This is a genomic window from Streptomyces sp. NPDC059524 (assembly GCF_042749255.1).
In the GTDB taxonomy this organism is placed as follows: Bacteria; Actinomycetota; Actinomycetes; order Streptomycetales; family Streptomycetaceae; genus Streptomyces; species Streptomyces xanthii.
In genome coordinates, this window is the sequence record NZ_JBHYTK010000061.1 from 1 (window position 1) to 25419 (window position 25419).

Here is a 25419-nt window from a genome sequence, read left to right on the forward strand (position 1 = left end):
GGATTGGGGGGGGGCCGGGTTGGTGGGCCCCGGTTCGGGGGGGGGACCGGGATGCCCGTGGGGGGCTGGGGCGCATGGCCTGGCGGGGGGTCTGGTGAGGTGCGCGGCGATGGCCGCGGTGGCGGCCAGGGCCGCGGCGGGGACCTGGGGTCGGCCGCCGGTGGTCTCGATGCGGGAGACCGTCGTGACGGCGACGGTGTGGCCGGCGAGGGTCAGGGCTGAGGGGAGGGCGGCGCGGAGCGGGGCCGGCGAGGTGGATCCGCCACGGCCCGGGCGCGGGGCGGTGGGCCGCGCGGTCGCGGTGGTCGCGGTGGTCGCGGTGGTCGCGGTGGTCGCGTCTGCGGCACGGTGGGCGGCACGGGTGGGTGTCGCGCCGGTTGCGGGGGTCGTGGCGCGGAGCGGAGTGCGCTGCCCGGGTGCGGTGGGCCGGAGTGCGATGGGCCGGAGTGCGGTGGGCCGGGGTGTTGCGGTGCCGTTCGATGCCCGGCGGCCGGGTTCGGCGCGCGGCACCGGGGCGGCCGAGGATGCGGCCGCCGGCCGGGGGGCGGTGCGGGTGGCCGAGGCGCCGAGGAGGAGGTCGAGGCCGCGGGCCGCGCCCATGGCCAGGGGGCCGGCGGGGGTGTGCTTCAGGCGCAGGTCGTACGCCCAGACCGTCACGGCCAGGGCTCCGGCGACGGCGCCGGGGGCCCGGCCCGCGCGGAAGGCGAGGCCCACGCCCGCTGCCGTGAAGGCGCCCGCCGCCGCAAGTGCCGCGGAGGGGCGGATGCGGCCCGAGGGGATCGGGCGGTGGGGGCGGTCGACGGCGTCCTCGGCACGGTCCGCCCAGTCGTTGAGGGCCATGCCGGCCTCGTACAGGCACAGGGAGGAGGCGACGGCCAGGAGGGTACGGCGGTTCGGGCGGGCTCCGACGGCGGCGGCGCCGGCGAGGGCGTCACCGGGGACCGTGAACAGGGCGGGCAGGCGCAGGAGTTCGGCCCAGGCTCGGGCGCGGGAGGTGGCGCCGGTTCGGGGGCCGGTGCGGAATCCGCTTCGGGATCCGTTTCGAGATCCGCTTCGGGATCCGCTTCGGGTTCCGGTGGCTGCGGGTGCGTCTGCGTCGCCACGCCGGGAGGCGGGGCCGTGCGGAGTGGACCCGGTGTCGGTCGCCGCTCCGGCGGTCACCACGGCAGGGGGCGCGGTTCGCGCGTCGGGGGGCGCGGTTCGCGCGTCGGGGGGCGCGGTTCGCGCGGCGGGGGCCTCGGCCCAGTCCCCTGCGGCTGCCCCCGCGGACACATCCGCTGTACCTGCCGTGTCCGCCGCGTCGAGCCTGCGGGGTCCGTTCCGCCGGCCGGTCGTCTCGGGGTCGGCCGCGCTCATGACCGGCCTCGCAGGCGACCCGCGAAGTCGACCAGGGCGGCGTACTGCTCGCCGAGGGACGAGGAGGCGCCCTGGTCGGGGTCCTTGAAGTAGAAGCCGAGTTCGGGGCGGGGGCCGGTGAGGCCGACGGCGTGGGCGCGCAGGAGGAGGCGGGCCAGGTCGAGGACGAGAGGGGCGGCGAGGGCGGAGTCGCAGCCCTGCCAGGTGGTCTGCAGCACCATGCGGGCGCCGAGGAACCCGTCGAAGGCGATGTGGTCCCAGGCGGTCTTCCAGTCGCCGAGTGCGGGCACGTCGTCGATGTGGACCTCGCCCTGGGGGGCGGCGCCGAGGGTGTCGGCGAGGACGCGTTCCTTGCCCGCGTTCTTGGCGGCGGCCGCGGCCGGGTCGGCGAGGGCGGCGCCGTCGCCTCCGCCGAGGAGGTTGGTGCCGGACCAGGCGCGGACGTCGAGGGCGCGCTGAAGGAACATCGGGCCGAGGACGGAACGGAGGAGGGTCTGCCCGGTCTTGCCGTCGCGGCCGGCGTGGGGCACGGGCGCGGTGGCGGCTTGTTCGGCGAGGGCGGGGTGGTGGAGGCCCGTCGAGGGGGTGAAGTTGACGTAGGGGCAGCCGGCGCGGAGTGCGGCGGCGGCGTAGAGGGAGCTCGGGGGGAGGTGTCCGTCGGGGGGTGCCGGTTCGGTGGAGGCGACGTTCACGACGACGGCGCCGGCGAGGTTCTCGCGGCGGACGAAGTCGGTGAGGTCGGCGGCGAACGTGTCGATGAGGGCGTCGGTCGTGCGGTCGTCGTCCCGGCCGGGGAGGGGACCGCCGAGGCGGATCTCGCGGTCGGCGGCGGTGAGTTCGGTGCGGACGGCGGACGGGAGGCCGTGGGGCAGGACGCCGCCGGCGGCGAGGTGTTCGGCGCGTTTGGGGAGCGGGCAGTCGACGGTGTCGTGGCCGCCGAAGACGAGTGAGCCGAGGGGCGGGAGCCCGGAGTCGGTGAAGGGGGTGGTCTCGGTGACCATGCCGGTCGGGGGATGGAGTCCGGCGGCGACGGCGGCGCAGCCGGCGACAGCGGTGGTGGCGACGGAGCCGCGGGCGCCGATGAGCCAGACGCCGAAGCGCGGGGCGGTGTCGGTGTCGGTGGGGGTGGGGGTGGTGGAGGACGGTTCGGTGGACATGGGCAGCCTCCTTGTCGAACGCGAACCGGGGGTGGTGGCCGGAGTGGTGGTGGCCGGGCGGGACGGCGGGCGGAGGTCCGGCGTCCTCCGCCCACCGCCGTTCGGGGTGCCCGGGGTCCCGTCGCGGGGGCGGGGCTCCGGGTTCTTCGGCCCGGGCCGGAGGGCCCGGGGGCCGGCCCGGTGGTGCGGCGTGTCGTTCTGGCCGGCCTGGATGGCCTGGGTTCCGTGCCGGTCCTGTGGGCTCTGGGTGCTCCAGGGTCCCCGGGGCTTCCCCGAACTCACCCGACAGCGCTCGCCGGAGCGCGGTCGGGCAGGTCAGGCACGCCACACGGACCGGACGGGCAGGTCGCATCGGGCCCGGCCGCCGGGGCCGGTGGAGATGGATCGGCCTGCGGTTCCGGGGCAGCCGGGTCGCTCGGGGAGCGGCCCGGCGTGCCGGGGCGGGCTAGTCGCTCAGTTCCTTGAGTTGGATTTCGCGGAAGGAGACATGGTCGGCGTCACCGTGGTTCTGGATGCCGATGTAGCCGTCCTTGAGGCTGCGCTCGGGGTCCTCGTTGGTGAAGTCGTTGATCTTGACTCCGTTGAGGAAGACCTGGAGGCGTTCGCCCTGGACCCGGATCTCGTAGGAGTTCCACTCGCCGGGCGGCTTGAGGGCCGCGTCACGGGCCTCGATGTCCGCCGCCTTGAACGTGTAGACGGACCCGGTGGTGCGGTCGGGCGCGTCCGTGGCGTCGATCTGGACCTCGTAGCCCTTGTTCACGGCGGACCAGGGGTCGTCGGAGGCGGGGAAGCCCACGAAGACGCCGGAGTTGTCGTCGCCCTGCATCTTCCAGTCGAGCTTGAGGGAGTACGACGAGAGCTCGTGGGCCTGGTACCAGAGCAGGCCCATGCCGCCGTTGGACGCGAGCGTGCCGTCCTTGATGTCGAACCCGCCGGGGCCGGCCTGCTTCCAGCCGTCCAGGGTCTGGCCGTTGAAGATCGGCCGGTAGCCCTTGTCCGGCTTGCAGTCCGCCGCGGTCTGGCCGCTGGCGTACTTCAGGCCGCCGAGGAGGTGCTTGCGGTAGGCGTCGTCGGCGTAGGACTCCTTGGTGTGGCCGAGGCCGGTGTAGAAGGAGCGGCCGCCGCCGTAGTTCTGGCACCAGGCGATCGGGTGGTCGCCCTTCATGGTGCCGCCCTGGTAGGTCGTCTCGTCCAGCGAGGCGAGGACGTGGACCTTGCCGCGCGGGTTGCTGCGGTAGTTGTACAGCTCGTCGGTGCGCTCCCAGGTGGCGTCGAGGTGCTTGGTGGCCGGGTTGTCCCGGTCCTCGACGCGGACGGTGGCCTTCTGGATGGCCGGGTGGGAGTCGAACCAGGCGCCGACGAGGTTGCCGTAGTACGGCCAGTCGTACTCGGTGTCGGCGGCGGCGTGGATGCCCATGTAGCCGCCGCCGTCGGCGATGTAGTCCTCGAAGGCCTTCTGCTGGGTGTCGTTCAGGACGTCGCCGGTGGTGGAGAGGAAGACGACGGCGTCGTAGCGGGCGAGGTTGTCGGGGGTGAACTGGGCGGCGTTCTCGGTGGCGTCGACGGTCATGTCGCTGCCCGCGCCGAGCTCCTTGAGGGCGGCGATGCCGTCCGGGATGGCGTCGTGGCGGAAGCCGGCGGTCTTGGAGAAGACCAGGACCCGCTTGGCGTCCTTCGCGGGGGCCTGGGTGGAGAGCTCGAAGGAGTCCAGGTCGTAGAGGGCTCCGGTGCCGCCCTTGAAGACGAGGTAGAGGTCGGTGGTCTTCGTCGGGACCTTCGTCAGCGCGACGTCGACGTTCTGGAAGTTCGCCCAGCCGCCGGTGACGGGGACGGTGGTGGAGCCCAGGAGGGGTCCGGTCGCGGATCCGGTGCGCACCTCGAGGATGCCGCCGGCGCCGCCGGAGGAGACCCGGGCGGTGAGCTTCTTGACGCCGGTGAGGTTGTAGGGCGTGAAGGAGATCCAGTCGCCGTTGTGGATGTCGCCGACGGTCTTGCCGCCTTCGGCCTCCGTCTTGCTCTGCTGGGTGGTGCCCTGCTGCTTGCTGTAGTGCTCGGCCTGGCGGTGCGGCGGCTGGACGACGGCGCGGGCGGTGCCGGTGAGCGCCTCCTGGCCGTTGGCCCCCTTGTCGGTGTAGCCGGCGCCGACGACGCCGTAGATGTTGGCGTTGGGGTCGTGTCCGCCGTCACCGGCGGGCGGCTTCAGGGTGCCGGTGCAGCCCATCTCGCTGGTGAGCTCGTGGGCGTGGGAGTCGTGGCCGAGGCTGTAGGCGACCTTGACCTTGGAGCAGTCGATCTGCTCCTCGGGGTCGGTGACGGTCACCTTGAAGGGGACGGGGTCGCCGAGCTTGGCGAGGGTGCCGTTGGCCGGGAGGTCGATCTTCACCTTGGGCTCGGTGTTGCCGACGACGATCCGGGTGCTGGCGTTGCCCGTGTTGCCTTCGGGGTCCTTGGCGGTGAAGGTCGCGGTGTAGGTGCCGATCTTCTTGTACTGGTGGGTCGGGGTGAGGCCCTCGCCCTTGGTGCCGTCGCCGAAGTCCCAGCTGTAGGTCAGGTTCGGCGAGTCGGCGTCCTTGGCGGTGCCGGTGAAGGCGACCTTCATGCCGGCCGCGCCGGAGGTCCGGTCCGCCTTGACCTCGGCGATCGGGGAGAAGCCGTCGGCGGCGTTCTCGATGCGGTACAGGGCCGAGTTCTCGTCGCCCTGGAACCAGGAGACGCCGTAGTCGAGGACGTAGAGCGCGCCGTCGGGGCCGAACTCCATGTCCATGATCTGGGTGCCGGTCCACGGGAAGTCGTTGATCTTCGCGACCGTGCCGTCCTCGTTCTGCTCGATCCGCTTGATCCAGCGGCGGCCGAACTCGCCGGCGAAGAAGTCCCCGTCGTAGGCCTCGGGGAACTTCACCTTGGAGTCGAGGTTCGGGTCGTAGCGGTAGACCGGGCCGCCCATCGGGGACTCGGAGCCGGAGCCGAACTCGGGCACGGAGCCGCCGTCGTACGGGATCCACGCGGCCTGCGCGGGCGGCAGGTCGACGAGGCCCGTGTTGTGCGGCGAGGTGTTCTTCGGCGCGGCGCAGTCGAAGGTCTCGCCGGACTCCTTGGTGGCGAAGTCGTAGTCGACGTACGGGTCGTTGTTCCCGGTGCAGAACGGCCAGCCGAAGTTGGCGGCCTTGGTGACCTTGGCGAACTCGACCTGGCCGCCCGGGCCGCGCTTCGGGTCGGCGGCGCCCGCGTCGGGGCCGTAGTCGCCGACGTAGACGGTGCCGGTCTTGTCGTCGACGCTCATCCGGAACGGGTTGCGGAAGCCCATCGCGTAGATCTCGGGGCGGGTCTTCTCGGTGCCGGGGGCGAAGAGGTTGCCCTCGGGGACCGTGTACGAGCCGTCCTCGGCCACCTTGATGCGCAGGATCTTGCCGCGCAGGTCGTTGGTGTTGCCGGCGGAGCGGCGGGCGTCGAACGCGGGGTTGCGGTCCGGGCGTTCGTCGATCGGGGTGAAGCCGTCGGAGGCGAAGGGGTTGGAGTCGTCGCCGGTCGACAGGTACAGGTTGCCCTGCGCGTCGAAGTCGATGTCACCGCCGACGTGGCAGCAGATGCCGCGGGACGCGGCGACGTCGATGACCTTCTTCTCGCTGGCCATGTCGAGGGTGCCGTTGCTGTTGAGGACGAAGCGGGACAGGCGGTTGACGCCGTCGAACTTCTTGAAGTCCTCGGCGGTCCCGGTCTCCGGGGCGTCGCCGGCGGGGGTGTCGAGCGGCGGCGCGTAGTAGAGGTAGACGGCCCGGTTGTTCTTGAAGTCGGGGTCGATGCCGACGCCCTGCAGGCCCTCCTCGTCGTGGTTGTAGACGGGGATCTTGCCGGCGACCTTGGTGACGCCGCCCTGGTCGGTGAGGCGGAGCGTGCCGTCGCGGGCGGTGTGCAGGACGCTGCGGTCGGGCAGTACGGCGAGCGACATCGGCTCGCCCATCTCGGGCTCGCCCTTGGCCAGGGGGACCTGCTGGAACTGGCCCTCGGCGGCCGCGGCGGTCGAGGCGGCCCCGCCGGCCGAGGCAGCCGGGGCGGTGTTGTCCGCGGGCTCGGCCGCGGCGGCCGTCAGCGTCGGGGTGCCCACGGCGAGCAGGGTGCCGGTGAGCAGGGCGAGGGCGGTGCGGAGTCGGGGGCGACGCAAGGCTCCGCTGCTTCTGGATCGGGTTCTGTGCACGAAGTCCCTCCGGGAACGGGTGGGCCGTACGGAACGGGTGCTCGGACGTGCGGTGCGGGCGCCGGGGTGCGCCGTCACCCCGGAGGTGCGGGTGTCCCGGAGTGCTCGGGGCGACTGCGGGGACACGTCTGGGACCGTAGCGGCGTTTGTCCGGGGCGAACACCCCTTGCGCCACTGTTGGTTGAGCTTTCTCCCATCACAGGACAAAGCCGGTTCTGGGCAGCCCGGATCAGGGACCGGCGTGCGGTGCCGGTCCCTCCCCCCGTGGCGATTGCTCGCCGGGTGCCGGGTCGGTCAGCTGTTGAAGGCGGCGTCGAAGGACGCGGTGGGCGGTTCGAAGTCGAACGCCTTCAGGCTGCGCAGGGCCTCGGGGGCCCCTTGCAGGCGGTCCATGCCGGCGTCCTCCCACTCCACGGAGACCGGCCCCGTGTAGTCGATGGAGCGCAGCATGCGGAAGACGTCCTCCCAGGGCACGTCCCCGTGTCCGGCCGAGACGAAGTCCCAGCCGCGGCGCGGGTCGCCCCAGGGCAGGTGGGAACCGAGGCGGCCGTTGCGGCCGTCGAGGCGGCGCCGGGCCTCCTTGCAGTCGACGTGGTAGATGCGGTCCCGGAAGTCCCACAGGAAGCCGACCGGGTCCAGGTCCTGCCACACGAAGTGCGAGGGGTCGAAGTTGAGGCCGAACGCGGGCCGGTGACCGACCGCTGCGAGCGCCTTGTGCGTGGTCCAGTAGTCGTAGGCGATCTCGCTGGGGTGGACCTCGTGGGCGAAGCGGACGCCTTCCGCGTCGAACACGTCGAGGATCGGGTTCCACCGCTCGGCGAAGTCCTCGTAGCCGCGCTCGATCATCGACTCGGGGGCCGGGGGGAACATGGCGACGAGATGCCAGATCGACGATCCGGTGAAGCCGATGACGGTGTCGACGCCGAAGGCCGCGGCGGCGCGCGCCGTGTCCTTGATCTCGGCGGCGGCCCGCTGCCGGACACCTTCGGCGTCCCCGTCGCCCCAGATGCGGGCCGGCAGGATGCCCTGGTGCCGTTCGTCGATGATGGCGTCGCAGACGGCCTGGCCGACCAGGTGGTTGGAGATGGCCCAGCACTTGAGCCCGTACTTGTCGAGCAGGGCGTGGCGGGAGTCCAGGTAGGACGGGTCGGCGAGGGCCTTGTCGACCTCGAAGTGGTCGCCCCAGCAGGCGAGTTCGAGTCCGTCGTAGCCGAAGTCGCGGGCCAGGCGGCAGACTTCCTCGAGCGGCAGGTCGGCCCATTGTCCGGTGAAGAGCGTGAACTGGCGTGGCACGGTGTGCGGACCTCCTCAGGCCGGTACGGGGGTGTAGACGGAGTTCTTCGCCGCGCTCTCCTCCACGGCGGCGAGGACGCGCTGCACCTGGAGCCCGTCGGCGAACGACGGGGCGGGCGCCGTGCGGGCCGCGATCGCGTGGACGAGGTCGCGGGCCTGGTGCGCGAAGGTGTGCTCGTAGCCGAGGCCGTGGCCCGGCGGCCACCAGCCCTCCAGGTAGGGGTGCTCGGGTTCGGTCACGAGAATGCGGCGGAATCCGGCGCTGACGCCGGGTTCGGTGTGGTCGTGGAAGTACAGCTCGTTGAGGCGCTCCAGGTCGAAGGCCAGGGAGCCGCGCTCACCGTTGAGTTCCACTTTCAGGGCGTTCTTGCGGCCGGAGGCGAAGCGGGTCGCTTCGAAGGAGGCGAGCGCCCCGGAGGCGAAGCGGCCGGTGAACACGGCGGCGTCGTCGACGGTGACCTGCCCGACGCCGCCGGCGCCGGTCGCCGACAGGCCAGAGGTGGCGCCGGCCGGCAGCGGGCGTTCCCTGACGAAGGTCTCGGTGAGCGCGGAGACCCCGGCGACGGGCTCCCCCGCGAGGAACTGGGCGAGGTCGACGGCGTGCGCCCCCAGGTCACCGAGCGCGCCCGAGCCGGCGTACGGCTTCTGCAGGCGCCAGGTGAGCGGGAAGGCGGGGTCGACGAGCCAGTCCTGGAGGTAGCTGACGCGGACGTGGCGCAGGGTGCCGAGGCGGCCCTCGGAGATCATCCGGCGGGCCAGCGCGATGGCCGGGACCCGCCGGTAGTTGAAGCCGGTCATGGCCAGCTGGCCGCGTGCGGCGGCGGCCCGCGCGGCCTCGGTCATCGCCTCGGCCTCCTCGACGGTGTTGGCGAGGGGCTTCTCGCACAGCACATGCTTGCCGGCCTCGAGGGCGGCGACGGCGATCTCGGCGTGGCTGTCGCCGGGGGTGCAGATGTCGACGAGGTCGACGTCGTCCCGGGCGATCAGCGCACGCCAGTCGGTCTCGGCCGCGGCCCAGCCGAGCCGGTCGGCCGCCTCGCGCACGGCCTGTCCGTCCCGCCCGCAGACCGCGGCGAGCCGGGGCCTGAGCGGAAGGTCGAAGGCGTGTCCGACCGTGCGCCACCCCTGGGAGTGGGCGGCGCCCATGAACGCGTAGCCGACCATGCCGACGCCGAGCACGGGCTTGTGCCCGCTCGCGCCGCTCCCCTCTCCGCCGCCGTCCCCCGTCGCTTCCCGGACCGTCGTCGGGCCCGTGCTGCTGCCTGCCATGCGGAAGTCCTCCTCGTCCACGCCGTGATCGCCAGGTGCCTCGTGCCCGCACCCGTCACCTGAAGCCGGTCGGCATGTACTGGCCGACGTTCTTCTTGTCGACGACGGCCGAGTACAGGGTCACGTGCGCGGGGATCTCGAACTCGGCCATGCCGCCGATCCCCTTGCCCTGACCGAGGGCGCGGGCGAGGTCGATCGCGGACGCGGCCATGGTCGGCGGGTACAGGACGGTCGCCTTGAGCACGCTGTCGTCGGCCTCGATGGCCTGCATGGCGGAGAGCGCGCCCGCGCCGCCGACCATCAGGAAGTCGTCGCGTCCCGCCTGCTTGATGGCGCGCAGAGCGCCCACACCCTGGTCGTCGTCGTGGTTCCACAGGGCGTCGAACTTCTTCTGCGCCTGGAGCAGCTGGGACATCTTGGCCTGCCCCGACTCGACGGTGAAGTCGGCGGCCTGGCGGGCCACCTTCTTGATGTTCGGGTAGTTCTTCAGGGCGTCGTCGAAGCCCTGGCTGCGCTGCTTGGTCAGTTCCAGGTTGTCGAGCCCTGCGAGCTCGACGACCGTCGCGTTCTTCTTGTCCTTGAGCTGCTCGCCGATGTAGTTGCCGGCGCTCAGGCCCATGCCGTAGTTGTCGCCGCCGATCCAGCAGCGGTAGGCCTGCGGGGTGTTGAAGATGCGGTCCAGGTTCACGACGGGGATGCCGGCGCGCATGGCCTTGAGGCCGACCTGGGTGAGGGCCTTGCCGTCGGCGGGCAGGATGACGAGGACGTCGACCTTCTTGTTGATGAGGGTCTCGACCTGGCCGATCTGGGCGGCGGTGTCGTTGGAGCCCTCCGTCGCCTCCAGGGTGACGTCGGAGTACTTCTTCGCCCGCTCCTTGGCGTTGTCGTTGATCGCGTTGAGCCAGCCGTGGTCGGCCTGGGGTCCGGCGAAGCCGATGGTGACCTGCTTGCCGGGCTTGTCGTCGGCGACCGGCTGGTCGGCGGGCTTGCCGCCCGAACCACCCTTGTCGCTGGGCTCGTTGCTGGTGCAGGCGGTGAGCAGGCCGCCCGTGGTGACGGCTGCGGCCGCGCCGAACAGGATGTTTCTGCGGCTCGTCATGTCTGGCATGGCGTCGTCCCTTCCCGGGGCACGAGAGGTGGTGGGCTGGGGTCAGGTGGTGGAGTGGGCGTCACGTCGCTGGACGAGGACCGCGGCGACGATGATCGCGCCCTTGGCGATCTGCTGGACGTCGCTCTGGAGGTTGTTCAGCGCGAAGATGTTGGTGATCGTGGTGAAGATCAGGACGCCGAGCACGGAGCCGACGATGGTGCCGCGGCCGCCGGTGAGGAGGGTGCCGCCGATGATCGCGGCGGCGATGGCGTCGAGCTCGTAGAGGTTGCCGTTGGTGTTCTGTCCGGAACCGGCGAGCACGATCAGAAGGAACGCGGCGATGCCGCAGCACAGGCCGGACAGCAGGTACAGGTACAGACGCTGGCGGCGTACGTCGATGCCGGCGAGGCGGGCGGCCTCCGCGTTGCCGCCGACCGCGACGGAGCGGCGGCCGAAGGTGGTGCGGTTGAGGACGAGCCAGCCGATGACGGTGACCGCGGCGAAGACGAGGACGAGGGGCGGGATGCCGAGGATGTAGGAGTCCCGTTCGCCGAGGCTCAGCACGCCGTCGACCGTGACGACCTGCGTCTTCCCGTCGGTGATCTGGAGGGCGAGACCGCGGCCGGAGGCGAGCATCGCGAGGGTGGCGATGAACGGGACCATGCCGCCGTACGCGATGAGGAGGCCGTTGACCAGGCCGCAGGCGACGCCCACGACGATCGCGGTGAACAGGATGCCGGCGAAGCCGTACTCCTGCGTCGCGACGGTGGTGGCCCAGACGCTGGCCAGGGCGACGATCGCGCCGACGGACAGGTCGATGCCGCCGGAGATGATCACGAAGGTCATGCCCACGGTGACGACGCCGATGACGCTGGCCTGGGTGAGGATCAGCTGGACGTTGTCCGTGTCCAGGAAGCTGTCGGGCTGGGTGACGCCGCCGATGACGACGAGGACGGCGAGGACGCCCAGGAGGGAGAGGGTGCGCAGGTCCGTTCTCAGGAGGGTTCGGTGCGGGGTCTTGTGCGGGGCCGTAGCGCGCTTCGGCTCCGCCGGGCGGGCGGGGGTGGCGGGGTGCGTCATCGCGCCGGGGTCCTTTCTGGGCGGGAGCTGCTTCGGTGCGGGTTCGTCTTCGTGCGGGTGCGCCGCTCGCCGTCGCCGTGGCACGTCCTGTCTTCGGCGAGTGACGGTGCGTCGTGGCTGGTCGGGCGGTTCCCCGCGCCCCTGGAGGGCCCAGCGGCGGCGATTGTGGTCGCACCCCGCGGCGGAGCCGCCGACCGATACGGCCACGGGCCTGTCATGCCGGAGCCCCTTCCATCACCAGGTCCAGGACCTCGTGTTCGGTCAGGGACTGGGCTCGGGACGCGTGGACGACCTCGCCCTCCCTCAGGACGAGGACGCGGTCCGCGAGGCCGAGGACCTCGGGGACCTCGCTGGAGACCAGGAGGACGGCCAGGCCCTCGTCGGCGAGGCGTCGGATGACGGCGTAGAGCTCGGCGCGGGCGCCGACGTCGACGCCGCGGGTCGGCTCGTCGAGGAGCAGCACCTTGCAGCCGCGCAGGAGCCAGCGGGCGAGGACCGCCTTCTGCTGGTTGCCGCCGGAGAGGGTGCGCACGGGGACGGAGGGGTCGTCGGGGCGCAGGGAGAGGTCGCGGGTCGCGCGGTGCGCCGCGTCCCGTTCCGCCGCCCGGTTCAGCCAGCCGCCGTGCGCGAAGCGGGACATGGAGGAGACGGAGACGTTCCGGGTCACGGACTCGAGCATCAGGAGGGCCTGCGCCTTGCGTTCCTCGGGGGCGAGCCCGAGTCCGGCGCGGACGGCCGAGCGGACGCTGCCCGGGCGCAGGGCCGTACCGGCGACGGTGACCGTGCCGCTGCTCGGCCGCCGCGCCCCGTAGATCGTCTCCAGGATCTCGGAGCGGCCGGAGCCGACCAGACCGGCGAGGCCGACGATCTCGCCGGGGCGGACGTCCAGGTCGAGCGGGGCGAACTCGCCGCTGCGGGAGAGGTCACGGACCGTCAGGACCGGTTCCGCGACGGGCTCTTCGGCGGGCCGGTCGGGGAAGACGTACTCGACGTTGCGGCCCGTCATGAGGGAGACGACGTCGCGGGTCGGGGTGTCCTTCGCGGGGAGGCCGACGGCCACGGCACGTCCGTCCTTGAGGACGGTGACGCGGTCGCCGATGCGGCGGATCTCCTCCAGGCGGTGCGAGATGTAGACGACGGCGACGCCGTCGGCGGTGAGGTCGCCGACGATGCGGAAGAGGTTGTCGGTCTCGTCGGGGTCGAGCGCCGCGGAGGGCTCGTCCATCACGATGAGCCGGACGTCGTGGGAGAGGGCGCGGGCCATGGAGACGATCTGCTGGTGCGCGGCGGAGAGGTCGCCGACGAGGGTGCCGGGGTCGATCTCGCCGTGTCCGAGCCGTTTGAGCAGGGCGGCCGTCGACGCTTTGGCCTCGCGTCCCCGTACGACGAAGCCGGCGGAGGTCGGCTCATGGCCGAGGTGGACGTTCTCGGCGACGGACAGGCCCTCCACCAGGTCGAGTTCCTGGTAGATCGTGGCGATGCCGAGGCGCATGGCGGCGATCGGGGAGCGCAGGGTGACCGTCTCGCCGGCCCAGGTGATGGCACCGTCGTCGGGCTGGTGGGCGCCGGCGAGCACCTTGATGAGCGTGGACTTGCCCGCGCCGTTCTGTCCGAGCAGGCAGTGCACCTCGCCGGCCCGGACCTCCAGGTCCACTCCGTCGAGGGCACGGACGCCGGGGAACGACTTGGTGATGCCGGACATGGTGAGCAGCGGTGGTGCGGATGCCGAAGGTGCCATGGCTGTTCCCTTGTGAACGGGTGCGGGCCGGTTTCGGGGCAGGGCTGAGCGGAGGTCTGTTTTCGGGCAGGGCGGAGCGGAGCACTGTGCTGCGTCGGAGAGCGAAGGCCTCGAAGGGCGCAGGGAAAGGGCGTGCGGCGGCGCTTGGTGACACGTGTGCATGCTGCGGGAACACGAGGGTTCCCACGGGTACGGGTGGCGCTGTTCCGGAGCCGGGCGGCGGCGTCCGCCCGGGCGTGGCGTGCTGAGCCCCGGGAGGGGCTACGCGGGTGAAAACAGGTGGTCGCTGATGAGGCGGGCTCCGCCGATGACTCCGGCGGTGGGGCCGAGCTCTCCCAGGACGATGGGCAGGTTGCCGGTCGCCAGGGGCAGCGACTGGCGGTAGACCTGGGTGCGCAGGGCGGCGAGCAGCGTGTGGCCGAGGCCGGTGACCCCGCCGCCGATGACGACGAGGCCGGGGTTGAAGAAGCTGACGAGGGACGCGATGACCTGGCCGGTGCGGTTGCCGCCCTCGCGGATCAGGTCGAGGGCGGTGGCGTCGCCGGCCGCGGCGGCCACCGCGACGTCCGCCGCGCTGAGCTTCCCGGCCGACTCCAGTCGTCCGGCGAGCTCGGGCGAGCGGCCGTCCCGTGCGGCGTCCTCGGCGTCGCGGGCGAGTGCCGCGCCGCTGAAGTACGCCTCCAGGCAGCCCTTGTTGCCGCAGGCGCAGGGCCTGCCGTCGGGCTCGACCTGGATGTGTCCGATGTCGCCGGCCGAACCGGTCGTCCCGCGGTACACCTCACCGCCGACGACGATCCCGCAGCCGATACCGGTGCCGATCTTGACGCAGAGGAAGTCGCGCGCCTGGCGGGCCACGCCCGCGTGCTGCTCCCCCATCGCCATGAGGTTCACGTCGTTGTCGACCATGACGGGGCAGCCCAGTTCCTGACTGAGCGCCTCGCGGACCGGGAAGCCGTCCCAGCCGGGCATGATCGGCGGCGCGACGGGCACGCCCTCGGGGAAGCGGACGGGGCCGGGCACTCCGATGCCCGCTCCGTCGAACCCCTCGGCGAGTCCGGACGCCTTCAACTTGGCGGCCATGGCGAGGACTTGCTCGAAGACCGCGACCGGCCCCTCCCGCACGTCCATGGGCTGGGTGATGTGCCCGAGGACCTCCAGCTCGGCGTTGGTGACGGCGACGTCGACCGAGGTCGCGCCGATGTCGACGCCGAGGAAGCGGAGTTCGGGAGCGAGCCGGATGTTGTGGGAGCGGCGGCCGCCGCGCGAGGCGGCGAGTCCGTCGGCGACCACGAGTCCGGTCTCCAGGAGCCGGTCCACCTCGACGGCCAGCTTCGACCGGGAGAGGTCGATCTGATCACCGAGCTGGGCCCGGGAGTTGGGCCCTCCGTCGCGCAGCAGTCGCAGCAGGCGCGCCTGATGCGCGTTCGCGGGTCGAGCCGTCATGCGTCTCACGTGCCCCTCCCCGCCTCTTCGGGCTCCAGTGGCCTTGCTTTCGACGGTGAACGTAGCAGCGCCTGCCGGGTGTGGGAAGAAGTTGCGCAGGAATCACCCACGACTTTCTCCAGTCACAGGACAAAGCCCGGTGCGGCGGCACCTGTTCACGGGCCGCCGACGATCTCTGTTCCGGACCACCGTCACCTCATTACGCTGCGGGGATGGAGCACGAGCAGCTGCGGATGACCGGGCTCGGGCCGGGTCCCGACGCGATGATGCGGATCGTCGCGTACTTCGACGGGCTCGGGGAGTCGGCGGCCGACGCGGACACCGTCGTACGGCGGGCGGCCGCGCTCGCGCAGTGCGGCGTCGGCGCCCGGCTGGCCTCGGGTGCCGTCGTCCGCCGCGGCCCACAGGGCGACCGGCCCGGCGGGCAGCCCGGGGGAACGCCCGCCGGGGACCGGGAGGTCTGGCTGGAACGCACGGGCCCCGCGCACCCCCTGGACCCCGTCCTCCTGGACCGGCTGTCGCACACGCTGCGCATGCTGGAGGTCCGCCCGCCGTCCCGCTCCGATCTGCACCTGGGCGACCCGGCCCTGGTGGAGGTCCTGCTCTCCGACACCGAGCAGCGCACCGACCGGGTCCGCGCCGTGGAGCTGTCGGGCCTGGACCCGGGCCGGGACGTACGGGTCCTGGCGCTGTACGCGGACCGGGTCGGCCCCGTGCTCGAACTGATCGAGCGGCTCTGCCCGGGGCGGCTCGTCCGCTCGGCGCCGATCGACGGGCTGACCGCGGTGCTCACGCAGACCCCGGTCGAGGACCGCACCCTGTGCGACGCCCTGCACTCGGCGCTCGCGGACGCGGCCCCCGCGCCGCCGCGCCCCGCGCAAGGGCGTGCCCGCGGGCCCTGGATCGGCGTCGGCGAGCGGATGAGCGTGTACGCGGCGCCGACCTCGTGGGCGCAGGCGCGGCGTGCGCTGCGCTTCGCGTCGTCGACGGTGTACGGGCGGCGGGCGGTGGCGTTCGGCCGGCTCGGGCCGCTCGATCTACTGGCCGACGTGCCGCCGGGCCGGCTGCTCGGGGCGCGCGGCATCGCGCACATCAACGCGCTGTCGGCGACGGCGACGGGCGCCCAGGACGTGGACACGCTGGAGGCGTTCTGCGTCTACGGCTCGCTGCGCCGGACCGCCGCCGAACTCCACGTGCACCACAGCACGGTGGCGAGCCGGCTGGCCCGGGTGGAGGCGGAGACGGACTGGGACCTCGGGAACTCGATCGACCGGTTCGTGGCGACGCTGGTGCTGATGATGCGGCGGATGGCCCTGTCCTCGGCGGAGCTGGCGGCGGCGGAAGGCGCGGCCGCAGAAGGCGCGGCCGCGGACGGAGGAACGGTGGCGGACGGCGGGACGGGCGAAGCGGGGGGCGACACGGCGTAGGCCCGGCGGCACCCGACAGGAGTCGGCCGTCGCCCGCCCATCCGCCGACGGCCGTCTGCTGTCCGTGCCGGGGCGCGCTGAGCAGAATCGGCTCCACCCACAGAGCCCTTCTCCCGAACTCCCCCAGAGCCCTTCTCCAGAAGAGGAACCGCCCTATGGCCGTCATCGATTCGCAGCGCACCTGGGCCCCGCTCGAGGAGCGTCTCGCCGCCACGAAGGACGAGCGGCACCGTGTGGTGCTGAGTGCGGTGATCGAGCACATGAAGGCCGAGGCCGAGCCGGACCTCGACCGCCTGATGGCCACCCTGTCCCCCGCGCCGGACTACCACTTCTGGTCCGCCGGCGAGGACATCGGCCCGAAGACCACGGACGGCGTGCGCACGTACTACGCCGCCTTCGTCGCCTCGCGGAGCAATGTCCTCGAGTACGAGATCGAGCGCCTCGTCCTGGACGACCACTGCCTGGTCACCGAGGGGAACCTGAAGCAGGTCTACCCCGGCTCGTACGCGGCGCAGCTCGGTTTCCCGGTGGACGACGAGTCCGCCGACTACCTGATCGTGAACCGGCAGCTGCTGCTGTGGCCGGTGGACGAGAACGGCCTGATCCAGGGCGAGGACTCGTACAGCTCGGGCCCGATGAGCATCACGAAGCTGTCGTTCGACGAACTGCCGCAGCAGTACGTCGACATGGTGCACGCGGACGGGCGCTAGTCGCGGTCCCGGTGGTGGTAGGTCGTGCGGGTGTGCTCGGTGTGCGCCCGCATGACCTCGGTGGCCCGCGCCTCGTCGCGGGCGGAGATCGCCGCGATGAGGTCGCGGTGCTCGATCCAGGACTGGCGGCCGCGCTGGCGGGCGACCGGCTGGTAGTACCAGCGCACGCGGCGGTCGACCTGGCCGGCCAGCTCGGCGAGGACCACGTTGCCCGCGAGCTCCATGACCTTGGCGTGGAAGGCCGCGTTCGTCGCGACGACCTGCTCCACGTCCCCGTCGGCGACCGCCTGCTCGCCCTGGGCGCACAGCTCCTCGAGGGCGGTGATGCCGGTCTTGCCCGCGTTGGCCGCGGCGAGGCGGGCGGCCTCCGCCTCCAGCAGCGTGCGCACCGACAGGAGTTGGTCCGCCTCGGCTTCGGTCGGCTCGTGCACGAAGGCGCCCTGCGCGGGGCGCAGATCGACCCAGCCCTCCGTGTTCAGCCGCTGGAGCGCCTCGCGCACCGGCTGCCGGGACACCCCGAGGTGCCCGGCGAGCTCGCTCTCGACCAGGTGCTGGCCGGGCTGGAGCGCGCGCGTCGTGATGAGTTCGAGCAGGGCCTCGTAGACGCGCTCGCGCAGCGGTCCGGGGCGCTCGAGCTTGGGCACCGCACCCTGCGGCAGTCCTGTGGACAACATCGGGTCCCCCTCGCACACGACACGGGATGGCTCGTCGGACTGGATTGTCTTTGGAATACAGTCTACCGAGCACAATCGCCAGCGCCATGGGGAGTCTTGCTCGTCACATCGGGGGCGTCCCGCCTCAGGGGCAGCGCACGACCTGGCCCGCGTACGAGAGGTTCCCGCCGAAGCCGAAGAGCAGGGCGGGCTGTCCGCTGACGAGTTCCCCGCGCTCCACCAGCTTGGACAGGGCCATCGGAATGCTGGCGGCCGAGGTGTTCCCGGAGTCGACGACGTCGCGGGCGACCACGGCGTTCACCGCGCCGATCTTCTCGGCGAGCGGCTCGATGATGCGCAGATTGGCCTGGTGCAGGACGACGGCGCCGAGGTCGGCCGGGTCGAGCCCCGCCTTGGCGCAGGCCTCGCGGGCGAGCGGGGGCAGCTGCCGGGTGGCCCAGCGGTAGACGGACTGGCCCTCCTGGGCGAAGCGCGGGGGTTCGCCCTCGATGCGGACCGCGTTACCCATCTCGGGGACCGAGCCCCACAGGACGGGGCCGATGCCGGGCTCCTGACCGTCGGCGCAGGTCTCGACGACCACGGCGCCCGCGCCGTCACCGACGAGGACGCAGGTGGAACGGTCGCTCCAGTCGACGACGGCGGACATCTTGTCGGCGCCGATCACGAGGGCGCGGGTGGCGGCGCCGGCCCGCAGGGTGTGGTCGGCGGTGGCCAGGGCGTGGGTGAAGCCGGCGCACACGACGTTCAGGTCGAGGGCGGCCGGGGACGGGATCCCGAGCCGGCGGGCGACGCGCGCGGCCGTGTTCGGGGAGCGGTCGGTCGCCGTGGACGTGGCGACGACGACCAGGTCGATCGCGTCGGCCGTCAGGCCCGCGGCGGCGAGCGCCTTGGCGGCGGCGCCCGCGGCCAGCTCGTCGACGGGCTCGTCGGGGCCCCCGATGTGCCGGGTGCGGATGCCGACGCGCGAGCGGATCCACTCGTCGTCGGTGTCGACCATCTCCGCGAGGTCCTCGTTGGTGAGGACGCGCGCGGGCTGGTAATGGCCGATGCCGACGATGCGTGAACCGTTCATGGGGCCCCCTTGGCCGATCGGTGGGCCCTCCAGTCTGGTCAGCGACTGACGAGTACGAGGTGACGTAAAGCGACAGGATTGGGGCGCACCTGTTGGAGAGTTCCACCCGGTCACCCGGCGAACGCGTGTGCACCTTTTGTGCCGGTTGGGGCGGGCCTCGCCCCGGCGCGGGGCGGGTGCGGGAACCGGTCGGTGCGCGGACCCTTGTCGACCCAACTTCCATACTGTAGACAATATTCCATCGACCGTTCAACGGTCCTCCGTGCTTCCCGGACCGCCACTGCCCGTGCGAGCGGGGCGTATCCGGCACCCTCGACGAACGGAGCTCCAGTGAAAGTCGCAGTCCTCGGCGCCGGTGCGATCGGCGCGTATGTCGGAGCCGCTCTGCACCGGGCCGGCGCCGACGTCCATCTCGTCGCCCGTGGACCGCACCTCGCGGCCATGAGGCGCGACGGCGTGCGGGTCCTCAGCCCGCGCGGTGACTTCACCGCACGGGTGCACGCCACCGACGACCCGGCCGACATCGGCCCCGTCGACCACGTCTTCCTCGGCCTCAAGGCGAACTCGTACGCGGCGTGCGGGCCGCTCATCGAGCCGCTGCTGCACGAGGGCACCTCGGTGATCGCCGCGCAGAACGGCATCCCGTGGTGGTACTTCCACGGGCACGGCGGGCCGCACGACGGGCACCGTCTGGAGAGCGTCGACCCCGGCGGCGCGGTCAGCGCCGTGCTCGCGCCCGAGCGGGCCGTCGGCTGTGTCGTCTACGCGGCGACCGAGCTGGAGGGCCCGGGGATCGTGCGCCACCTGGAAGGCACCCGGTTCTCCATCGGGGAGCCGGACCGGACCGTCTCGGCGCGCTGCACCGAGTTCAGCGAGGCGATGAAGGCCGGCGGGCTCAAGTGCCCCGTCGAGCCGGATCTGCGCGCCGACATCTGGATCAAGCTGCTCGGCAACATCTCGTTCAACCCCATCAGCGCGCTCGTGCGGGCCACGATGCGGCAGATGTGCCTGCACGGCGGCACCCGCCGGGTCATCGAGATCATGATGACCGAGACGCTCGCCGTCGCCGGGGCCCTCGGCTGCAAGCCCGACATCTCGGTGGAGCGCCGCCTCGCCGGCGCCGAGCGCGTCGGCGACCACCGCACCTCCACGCTCCAGGACCTGGAGCGCGGCAAGCCGCTGGAGCTCGACGTGCTGCTCGCCGCGGTGGTGGAGCTGGCGGACATCACGGGCGTCGAGGTGCCGACCCTGCGCACCGTGCACGCCCTCTCGGACCTGCTCGCCCACGGTATGAGGAGGGACGCCGCATGAAGCAGAAGCGGCGCGACCGCACCCCGAAGACCTACACCCGGCTCACCCGCCCTCTGGTGCGGGAGGTGCCCGGCGACCGCACCTCGCCCTTCAGGACCGCGACCTGGGACGAGGCGCTCGACGCGGCGGCCGGCGGTTTCGCCCGCACCCGCGCCGCGCACGGCCCGGACGCCTTCGCGATGCTGTCCTGCTCCCGCGCCACGAACGAGATGAACTTCGTGGCGCAGAAGTTCACCCGCGTCGTCATGGGCACCAACAACGTCGACTCCTGCAACCGTACGTGCCACGCCCCGAGCGTCGCCGGACTCTCCGCGGTGTTCGGTTCGGGCGGGGGCACGTCCTCGTACGAGGAGGTCGAGCACACCGATCTGATCCTGATGTGGGGGTCCAACGCCCGCTTCGCGCACCCCATCTTCTTCCAGCACGTGCTGCGGGGGATACGGAACGGGGCGCGGATGTACGCCGTCGATCCGCGCCGCACCTCGACCGCGGAGTGGGCGGAGAGCTGGCTCGGCCTGAACGTGGGGACCGACATCCCGCTCGCGCACGCCGTGGCCCGCGAGATCATCGCGGCCGATCTGCACAACAAGGCCTTCGTGGAGCGCGCGACGACCGGCTTCGAGGAGTTCGAGGCGCTCGTCGAACCGTGGACGCTGTCGCTCGCCGAGAAGGTCACGGGCGTCCCGGCCGCCGCGATCAGGCAGCTCGCCCACGCCTACGCGACCGCCGAGCGGGCCCAGTTGTGCTGGACCCTCGGCATCACCGAGCACCACAACGGGACCGACAACGTCCGGGCGCTCATCAACCTCGCCCTGCTCACCGGGCACGTCGGCCGGTACGGCGCGGGCGTGCAGCCGCTGCGCGGGCAGAACAACGTGCAGGGCGGCGGCGACATGGGCGCCATCCCCAACCGGCTGCCCGGCTTCCAGGACCTGCTCGACGACGGGCTGCGGCTCAAGTTCGAGAAGGCCTGGGAGACGGTCATCCCGGCGCGCTACGGCATGACGCTCACCGACATGTTCGAGGCCATGGAGGAGGGTTCGCTGCACGCCGTGTACTGCGTCGGCGAGAACCCGGCGCAGTCCGAGGCCGACAGCGAACAGGCCGTACGGCGGCTGTCCGCCCTCGACCACCTGGTCGTCCAGGACATCTTCCTGACGAAGACCGCCGAACTCGCCGACGTGGTGCTGCCCGCGACCGCCTCCTGGGCCGAGACCGAGGGCACCACCACCAACAGCGAGCGGCGCGTGCAGCGGGTGCGGGCCGCGCTCACCCCGCCGGGCGAGGCCCGCGAGGACATCGACATCATCTGCGAGGTCGCGGGGCGGCTCGGTCACGACTGGAAGTACCCGGACGCGGAGACGGTGTGGAACGAGCTGCGGTCCCTGTCCCCCGACCACTTCGGGATGACCTACGACCGGCTCGCCGAGCACCAGGGCCTGCAGTGGCCGTGCCCCGACACCGAGGAGCTGCCGTCCCCGTACCTGCACGGGCGGCTGTGGGAGAGCGATCCGGCGCGGCGCGGGCGGCTCGCGCCGTTCGGCCTGGTCCAGCATGATCCGCCGGTCGACCTGACCGACGAGTCGTACCCGATCCGGCTCACCACGGGCCGGCGCCTCGACTCGTACAACACGGGGGTGCAGAGCAGCGGGTTCGCGTCGCCGCTGCGGCGCGGTGAGTACGTGGAGCTGTGCCCGGAGGACGCCGAGCGGTACGGGGTCGTGGTCGGCGAGGAGGTCCGGGTGTCCTCGCGGCGCGGGACCGTGACCGCGCCGGTGTGGGTCGATCCGGGGCTGCGGCCCGGGCTCGCGTTCATGACCATGCACTTCCCCGACGAGGTGGACACCAACGTGCTGACGATCGAGGCGAACTGCCCGATCGCCGGGACGGCGGAGTTCAAGGCGTCGGCCATCCGGATCGAGAAGATCGAAAAGATCGAGAACGCCGAGAAGCTGACGGTGAGGGGCTGAGGCAATCGTGGATCTGCGCTTCGGTGACAGCAAGCCGACGGACGAGGAACGGGCGGCGGTCGACGCGCTGCTCGGGCCGCCGGAGTCCGCGTGGGAGGCGCCCGCCGGTGAGTGGGTGGACCGGTCGGACGCCGATCTGCGCTGGGCGCGTGGGGGGCGGGCCGCCCGGGACCGGCGGGATCAGCTGTTGCCGGGGCTGCACGCGATCAACGACCGCGTCGGCTGGATCAGCGAGGGGGCCCTCGCGTATCTGTGCCGGCGGCTCACGGTGCCGCCCGCGGAGGCGTACGGGGTGGCCACGTTCTACTCCATGTTCTCGATGCGGCCGCGTCCTTCCGCGGTGCTGCACGTGTGCACGGATCTGGCCTGTGCGGGGGGCTCCGGCGGTCTGCCGGACGTTCCCGGGGTGCAGGTGGAGGAGTCGCCTTGTCTCGGGATGTGCGAGCGGGCGCCGGCGGCGCTTCTCGTGCGGGCCGGGGCTTCGGCGTCGGCCACGCCTCTGGCACCGTTCCGGGGCTTGGCCCCGGACCCCGCTCCTCGATCGCCGGAGGGGCTCGAACATGCGGAGGCGGGTCAGGCTGTTCCCCAACTCGGCTCGCCCGACCTCGTGTTGCTCCGCCGCATCGGTACCGTCGACCCCGCCTCGCTCGACGACTACCGCGCCCACGGCGGATACGCCGCCCTGCGGCGGGCGTTCGCGCTCGGGCCCGCCGGGGTGATCCGGGAGGTGACCGACGCGGGGCTCGTGGGGCGGGGCGGGGCCGCGTTCCCGACCGGGCGGAAGTGGCAGGCGACCGCCGCGCAGCCGGACGGGCCGCACTACCTCGTGTGCAACGCCGACGAGTCGGAGCCCGGCACCTTCAAGGACCGGGTGGTGATGGAGGGCGACCCGTACGCGCTCGTCGAGTCGATGACGATCGCCGCGTACGCCACCGGCGCCCACCACGGCTACCTCTACCTGCGCGGCGAGTACCCGACCGCGCTCGCCCGGATGAGCCACGCCATCGAACAGGCCCGCGCGCGCGGTCTGTTGGGGGACGACATCCTCGGCCAGGGCTTCTCCTTCGACATCGAGATCCGGCGCGGGGCGGGCGCGTACATCTGCGGCGAGGAGACGGCCCTCTTCCAGTCCATCGAGGGGTATCGCGGCGAGCCGCGCTCCAAGCCGCCGTTCCCCGTCGAGAAGGGCCTGTTCGGCAAGCCGACCGCCGCGAACAACGTCGAGACGCTCGTCAACGTCCTGCCGATCCTCACCATGGGCGCCCCGGCGTACGCGGCCGTCGGCACCGGACGGTCCACGGGGCCGAAGCTGTTCTGCGTGTCCGGCGCCGTCGAGCGGCCCGGCGTCTACGAACTGCCCTTCGGCGCCACGCTCGGCGACCTGCTCGCCCTCGCCGGCACCCCGAACCCGCTGAGGGCGATCCTGCTCGGCGGCGCGGCGGGCGGCTTCGTGCGGCCCGACGAGCTGGACATCCCGCTGACGTTCGAGGGGACGCGCGAGGCCGGCACGACCCTCGGCTCGGGTGTCGTCATGGCCTTCGACGACACGCTGCCGCTGCCCCGGATCCTGTTGCGCATCGCGCAGTTCTTCCGCGAGGAGTCCTGCGGGCAGTGCGTGCCGTGCCGGGTCGGGACCGTGCGGCAGCAGGAGGCCCTGGAGCGGATCGCGGCGCGCGAGGGCATCGCGGCCGACGACGACATCGCCCTGCTGCGCGAGGTGGGCCGCACCATGCGGGACGCCTCCATCTGCGGTCTCGGGCAGACCGCCTGGAACGCCATCGAGTCCGCGATCGACCGTCTGGGGGCGTACGCGTCATGACCGCTGTCGAGCTGGGGATCCCCCGGCGGCTGCTCGAGTTCACGATCGACGGGGAGCCCGTGCGGGCGCCGGAGGGGTCGACGATCCTCGACGCCTGCCGGGCCGCGGGCAAGGACGTCCCGACGCTGTGCCAGGGCGACACGCTCACTCCGAAGAACGCCTGCCGGGTGTGTGTCGTCGAGGTCGAGGGCTCGCGCACCCTGGTGCCGGCCTGCTCGCGCAAGGCCGAGCCGGGCATGGAGGTGCGCACGGACACCGAGCGGGCCCGGCACAGCCGCAAGGTCGTCATCGAACTCCTCGCGTCCTCGGTCGACTTGTCGACGACACCGCGGATCGAGGAGTGGATCGCGGAGTACGACGCGAAGCCGGACCGGTTCGGCCCGGACGCGGAGCGGCTCGGCGAGGAACCGCGCGTCGACAACGACCTCTACGTCCGCGACTACGACAAATGCATCCTCTGCTACAAGTGCGTGGACGCGTGCGGCGACCAGTGGCAGAACACGTTCGCCATCGCGGTCGCGGGCCGCGGCTTCGACGCGCGGATCGCCGTCGAGCACGACGCCCCGCTCACCGACTCGGCGTGCGTGTACTGCGGCAACTGCGTCGAGGTCTGCCCGACGGGCGCGCTGTCCTTCAAGTCCGAGTTCGACATGCGGGCCGCCGGGACGTGGAACGAGGCGGCGCAGACGGAGACCACGACGGTGTGCGCCTACTGCGGCGTCGGCTGCAACCTCACCCTCCACGTCCAGGACAATGAGATCGTCAAGGTCACCTCCCCGCACGACAATCCGGTGACCCACGGCAACCTCTGCATCAAGGGCCGCTTCGGCTACCAGCACGTACAGAACCGGGACTGATCGGGACATGGGACGAGTCACGCAGCGGCGCAAGGTGATCCGCGTCCGGGACGGCCACGTGTCGTCGCGGCCGGACACCCTGGTCGCCGAGGAGCCGCTGGAGATCCGGCTGAACGGGAAGCCGCTCGCCATCACGATGCGCACCCCGGGAGACGACTTCGCGCTCGCGGCGGGCTTCCTGGTGAGCGAGGGGGTGCTGGGCGCCGCCGCGGAACTCCAGAACATCGTCTACTGCGCGGGCGCCACGCAGGACGGATCCAACACGTACAACGTGGTGGACGTGCGGACCGCCCCGGGTGTCGTCCTGCCGGACATCACGCTGGAGCGGAACGTGTACACGACGTCCTCGTGCGGACTGTGCGGCAAGGCGAGCCTCGACGCGGTGCGCACGACGGCCCGGTTCCCGATCTCCGACACTCCCCCGGTCCGGCTCGAACCAGAGGTGCTCGCGTCGCTCCCCGACCGGCTGCGCGACCGCCAACGGGTCTTCGACCGGACCGGGGGCCTGCACGCGGCCGCGCTCTTCGACGAGGAGGGGAACCTGCTCGACGTGCGGGAGGACGTGGGCCGGCACAACGCGGTCGACAAACTGGTCGGCCGCGCCCTGCGGGAGGGGGGCCTGCCGCTGTCGCGGTCGGTCCTGATGGTCTCGGGCCGGGCCTCGTTCGAGCTGGCGCAGAAGGCGGTCATGGCCGGCATCCCGGTGCTGGCGGCGGTCTCCGCTCCGTCGTCGCTCGCCGTCGACCTCGCGGCCGAGACGGGACTGACGCTGATCGGCTTCCTGCGGGGCTCCTCCATGAACGTGTACGCGGGCGAGCACCGGGTCGCGCTGCGGGCCGCGGCCGCTCATTGATCCCGGTGCCACCCGCTGCACGGCGGCGGGGACCCGGACCGGCGGGGAGCGCCCCCTGCGCCGGCCGGGGCCCGACGCCGCCGGCCGGGCCAGCCCCGACGGCGTCTA

The 25419-nt window shown here is 72.4% G+C and carries 18 protein-coding genes; 7 read left to right on the forward strand and 11 right to left on the reverse strand.

From position 1 onward, the window contains the following. From ACFW9D_RS18785 to ACFW9D_RS18825, 9 genes are all read right to left on the reverse strand, one after another. The coding region (locus ACFW9D_RS18785) for a UbiA family prenyltransferase (protein WP_384623260.1) at positions 1–966 on the reverse strand (966 nt) is incomplete at its 3' end. Between the two features lie 386 nt (positions 967–1352). Next, complete coding sequence (locus ACFW9D_RS18790; protein WP_384623226.1) at positions 1353–2513, reverse strand: inositol-3-phosphate synthase; 1161 nt, start codon at positions 2511–2513, stop codon at positions 1353–1355. A gap of 445 nt (positions 2514–2958) precedes the next feature. Continuing rightward, on the reverse strand, positions 2959–6705 hold the full coding sequence (locus ACFW9D_RS18795) for a ThuA domain-containing protein (protein WP_384623228.1): 3747 nt from the start codon (positions 6703–6705) through the stop codon (positions 2959–2961). A 294-nt stretch (positions 6706–6999) separates the two neighbouring features. Continuing rightward, complete coding sequence (locus tag ACFW9D_RS18800) at positions 7000–7998, reverse strand: sugar phosphate isomerase/epimerase family protein (protein ID WP_384623230.1); 999 nt, start codon at positions 7996–7998, stop codon at positions 7000–7002. 15 nt (positions 7999–8013) lie between these two features. Then, the gene (locus tag ACFW9D_RS18805; RefSeq protein ID WP_384623262.1) at positions 8014–9162 is read right to left on the reverse strand and encodes a Gfo/Idh/MocA family protein; all 1149 of its coding nucleotides are present in this window, start codon (positions 9160–9162) and stop codon (positions 8014–8016) included. A 160-nt stretch (positions 9163–9322) separates the two neighbouring features. After that, positions 9323–10375 carry a substrate-binding domain-containing protein gene (locus ACFW9D_RS18810; protein ID WP_384623231.1) on the reverse strand — a complete coding sequence of 351 codons (1053 nt, stop codon included), beginning with the start codon at positions 10373–10375 and terminating at the stop codon, positions 9323–9325. Between the two features lie 42 nt (positions 10376–10417). After that, on the reverse strand, positions 10418–11437 hold the full coding sequence (locus tag ACFW9D_RS18815; RefSeq protein WP_188335972.1) for an ABC transporter permease: 1020 nt from the start codon (positions 11435–11437) through the stop codon (positions 10418–10420). 214 nt (positions 11438–11651) lie between these two features. Beyond that, positions 11652–13139, reverse strand: coding sequence for a sugar ABC transporter ATP-binding protein (locus tag ACFW9D_RS18820; RefSeq protein ID WP_384623263.1), 1488 nt, complete (start codon positions 13137–13139; stop codon positions 11652–11654). 297 nt (positions 13140–13436) lie between these two features. Next, positions 13437–14618, reverse strand: a complete 1182-nt coding sequence (locus ACFW9D_RS18825) for an ROK family transcriptional regulator (protein ID WP_188335973.1) — start codon at positions 14616–14618, stop codon at positions 13437–13439. Between the two features lie 212 nt (positions 14619–14830). On the opposite strand from ACFW9D_RS18825, the gene ACFW9D_RS18830 reads away from it, so the two are divergent. After that, the gene (locus ACFW9D_RS18830) at positions 14831–16045 is read left to right on the forward strand and encodes a PucR family transcriptional regulator (protein ID WP_384623234.1); all 1215 of its coding nucleotides are present in this window, start codon (positions 14831–14833) and stop codon (positions 16043–16045) included. Positions 16046–16200: 155 nt separating this feature from the next. Further along, positions 16201–16755 (forward strand): hypothetical protein, encoded by a 555-nt coding sequence (locus ACFW9D_RS18835; protein ID WP_384623236.1) that lies wholly within the window; start codon positions 16201–16203, stop codon positions 16753–16755. On the opposite strand, the gene ACFW9D_RS18840 is transcribed toward ACFW9D_RS18835, so the two are convergent. Next, complete coding sequence (locus ACFW9D_RS18840; protein ID WP_384623237.1) at positions 16752–17429, reverse strand: GntR family transcriptional regulator; 678 nt, start codon at positions 17427–17429, stop codon at positions 16752–16754. The two genes, ACFW9D_RS18835 and ACFW9D_RS18840, sit on opposite strands and share 4 nt — an antisense overlap. A 124-nt stretch (positions 17430–17553) precedes the next feature. Next, entirely contained in the window at positions 17554–18501 is a 948-nt protein-coding gene (locus tag ACFW9D_RS18845; RefSeq protein ID WP_188335977.1) for a beta-ketoacyl-ACP synthase III, read from the reverse strand. A gap of 330 nt (positions 18502–18831) precedes the next feature. Between ACFW9D_RS18845 and ACFW9D_RS18850 the strand changes: the two genes are divergently transcribed. The 5 genes from ACFW9D_RS18850 to fdhD are packed head-to-tail and all read left to right on the forward strand — an operon-like array spanning position 18832 to position 25311. Continuing rightward, positions 18832–19812: a 2-dehydropantoate 2-reductase gene (locus tag ACFW9D_RS18850; protein WP_188335978.1), complete on the forward strand. Its 981-nt coding sequence runs from the start codon at positions 18832–18834 to the stop codon at positions 19810–19812. Then, positions 19809–21782 carry a molybdopterin oxidoreductase family protein gene (locus tag ACFW9D_RS18855; protein ID WP_188335979.1) on the forward strand — a complete coding sequence of 658 codons (1974 nt, stop codon included), beginning with the start codon at positions 19809–19811 and terminating at the stop codon, positions 21780–21782. The genes ACFW9D_RS18850 and ACFW9D_RS18855 overlap by 4 nt, the downstream gene beginning before the upstream one ends. A 7-nt stretch (positions 21783–21789) precedes the next feature. After that, entirely contained in the window at positions 21790–23601 is a 1812-nt protein-coding gene (locus tag ACFW9D_RS18860) for an NADH-ubiquinone oxidoreductase-F iron-sulfur binding region domain-containing protein (RefSeq protein WP_384623240.1), read from the forward strand. Next, complete coding sequence (locus ACFW9D_RS18865; RefSeq protein ID WP_384623242.1) at positions 23598–24458, forward strand: 2Fe-2S iron-sulfur cluster-binding protein; 861 nt, start codon at positions 23598–23600, stop codon at positions 24456–24458. Before ACFW9D_RS18860 ends, ACFW9D_RS18865 begins: the two co-directional genes overlap by 4 nt. A 7-nt stretch (positions 24459–24465) precedes the next feature. After that, the gene (gene fdhD / locus ACFW9D_RS18870; protein WP_188335982.1) at positions 24466–25311 is read left to right on the forward strand and encodes a formate dehydrogenase accessory sulfurtransferase FdhD; all 846 of its coding nucleotides are present in this window, start codon (positions 24466–24468) and stop codon (positions 25309–25311) included. The last annotated feature ends 108 nt before the right edge of the window (positions 25312–25419 follow it).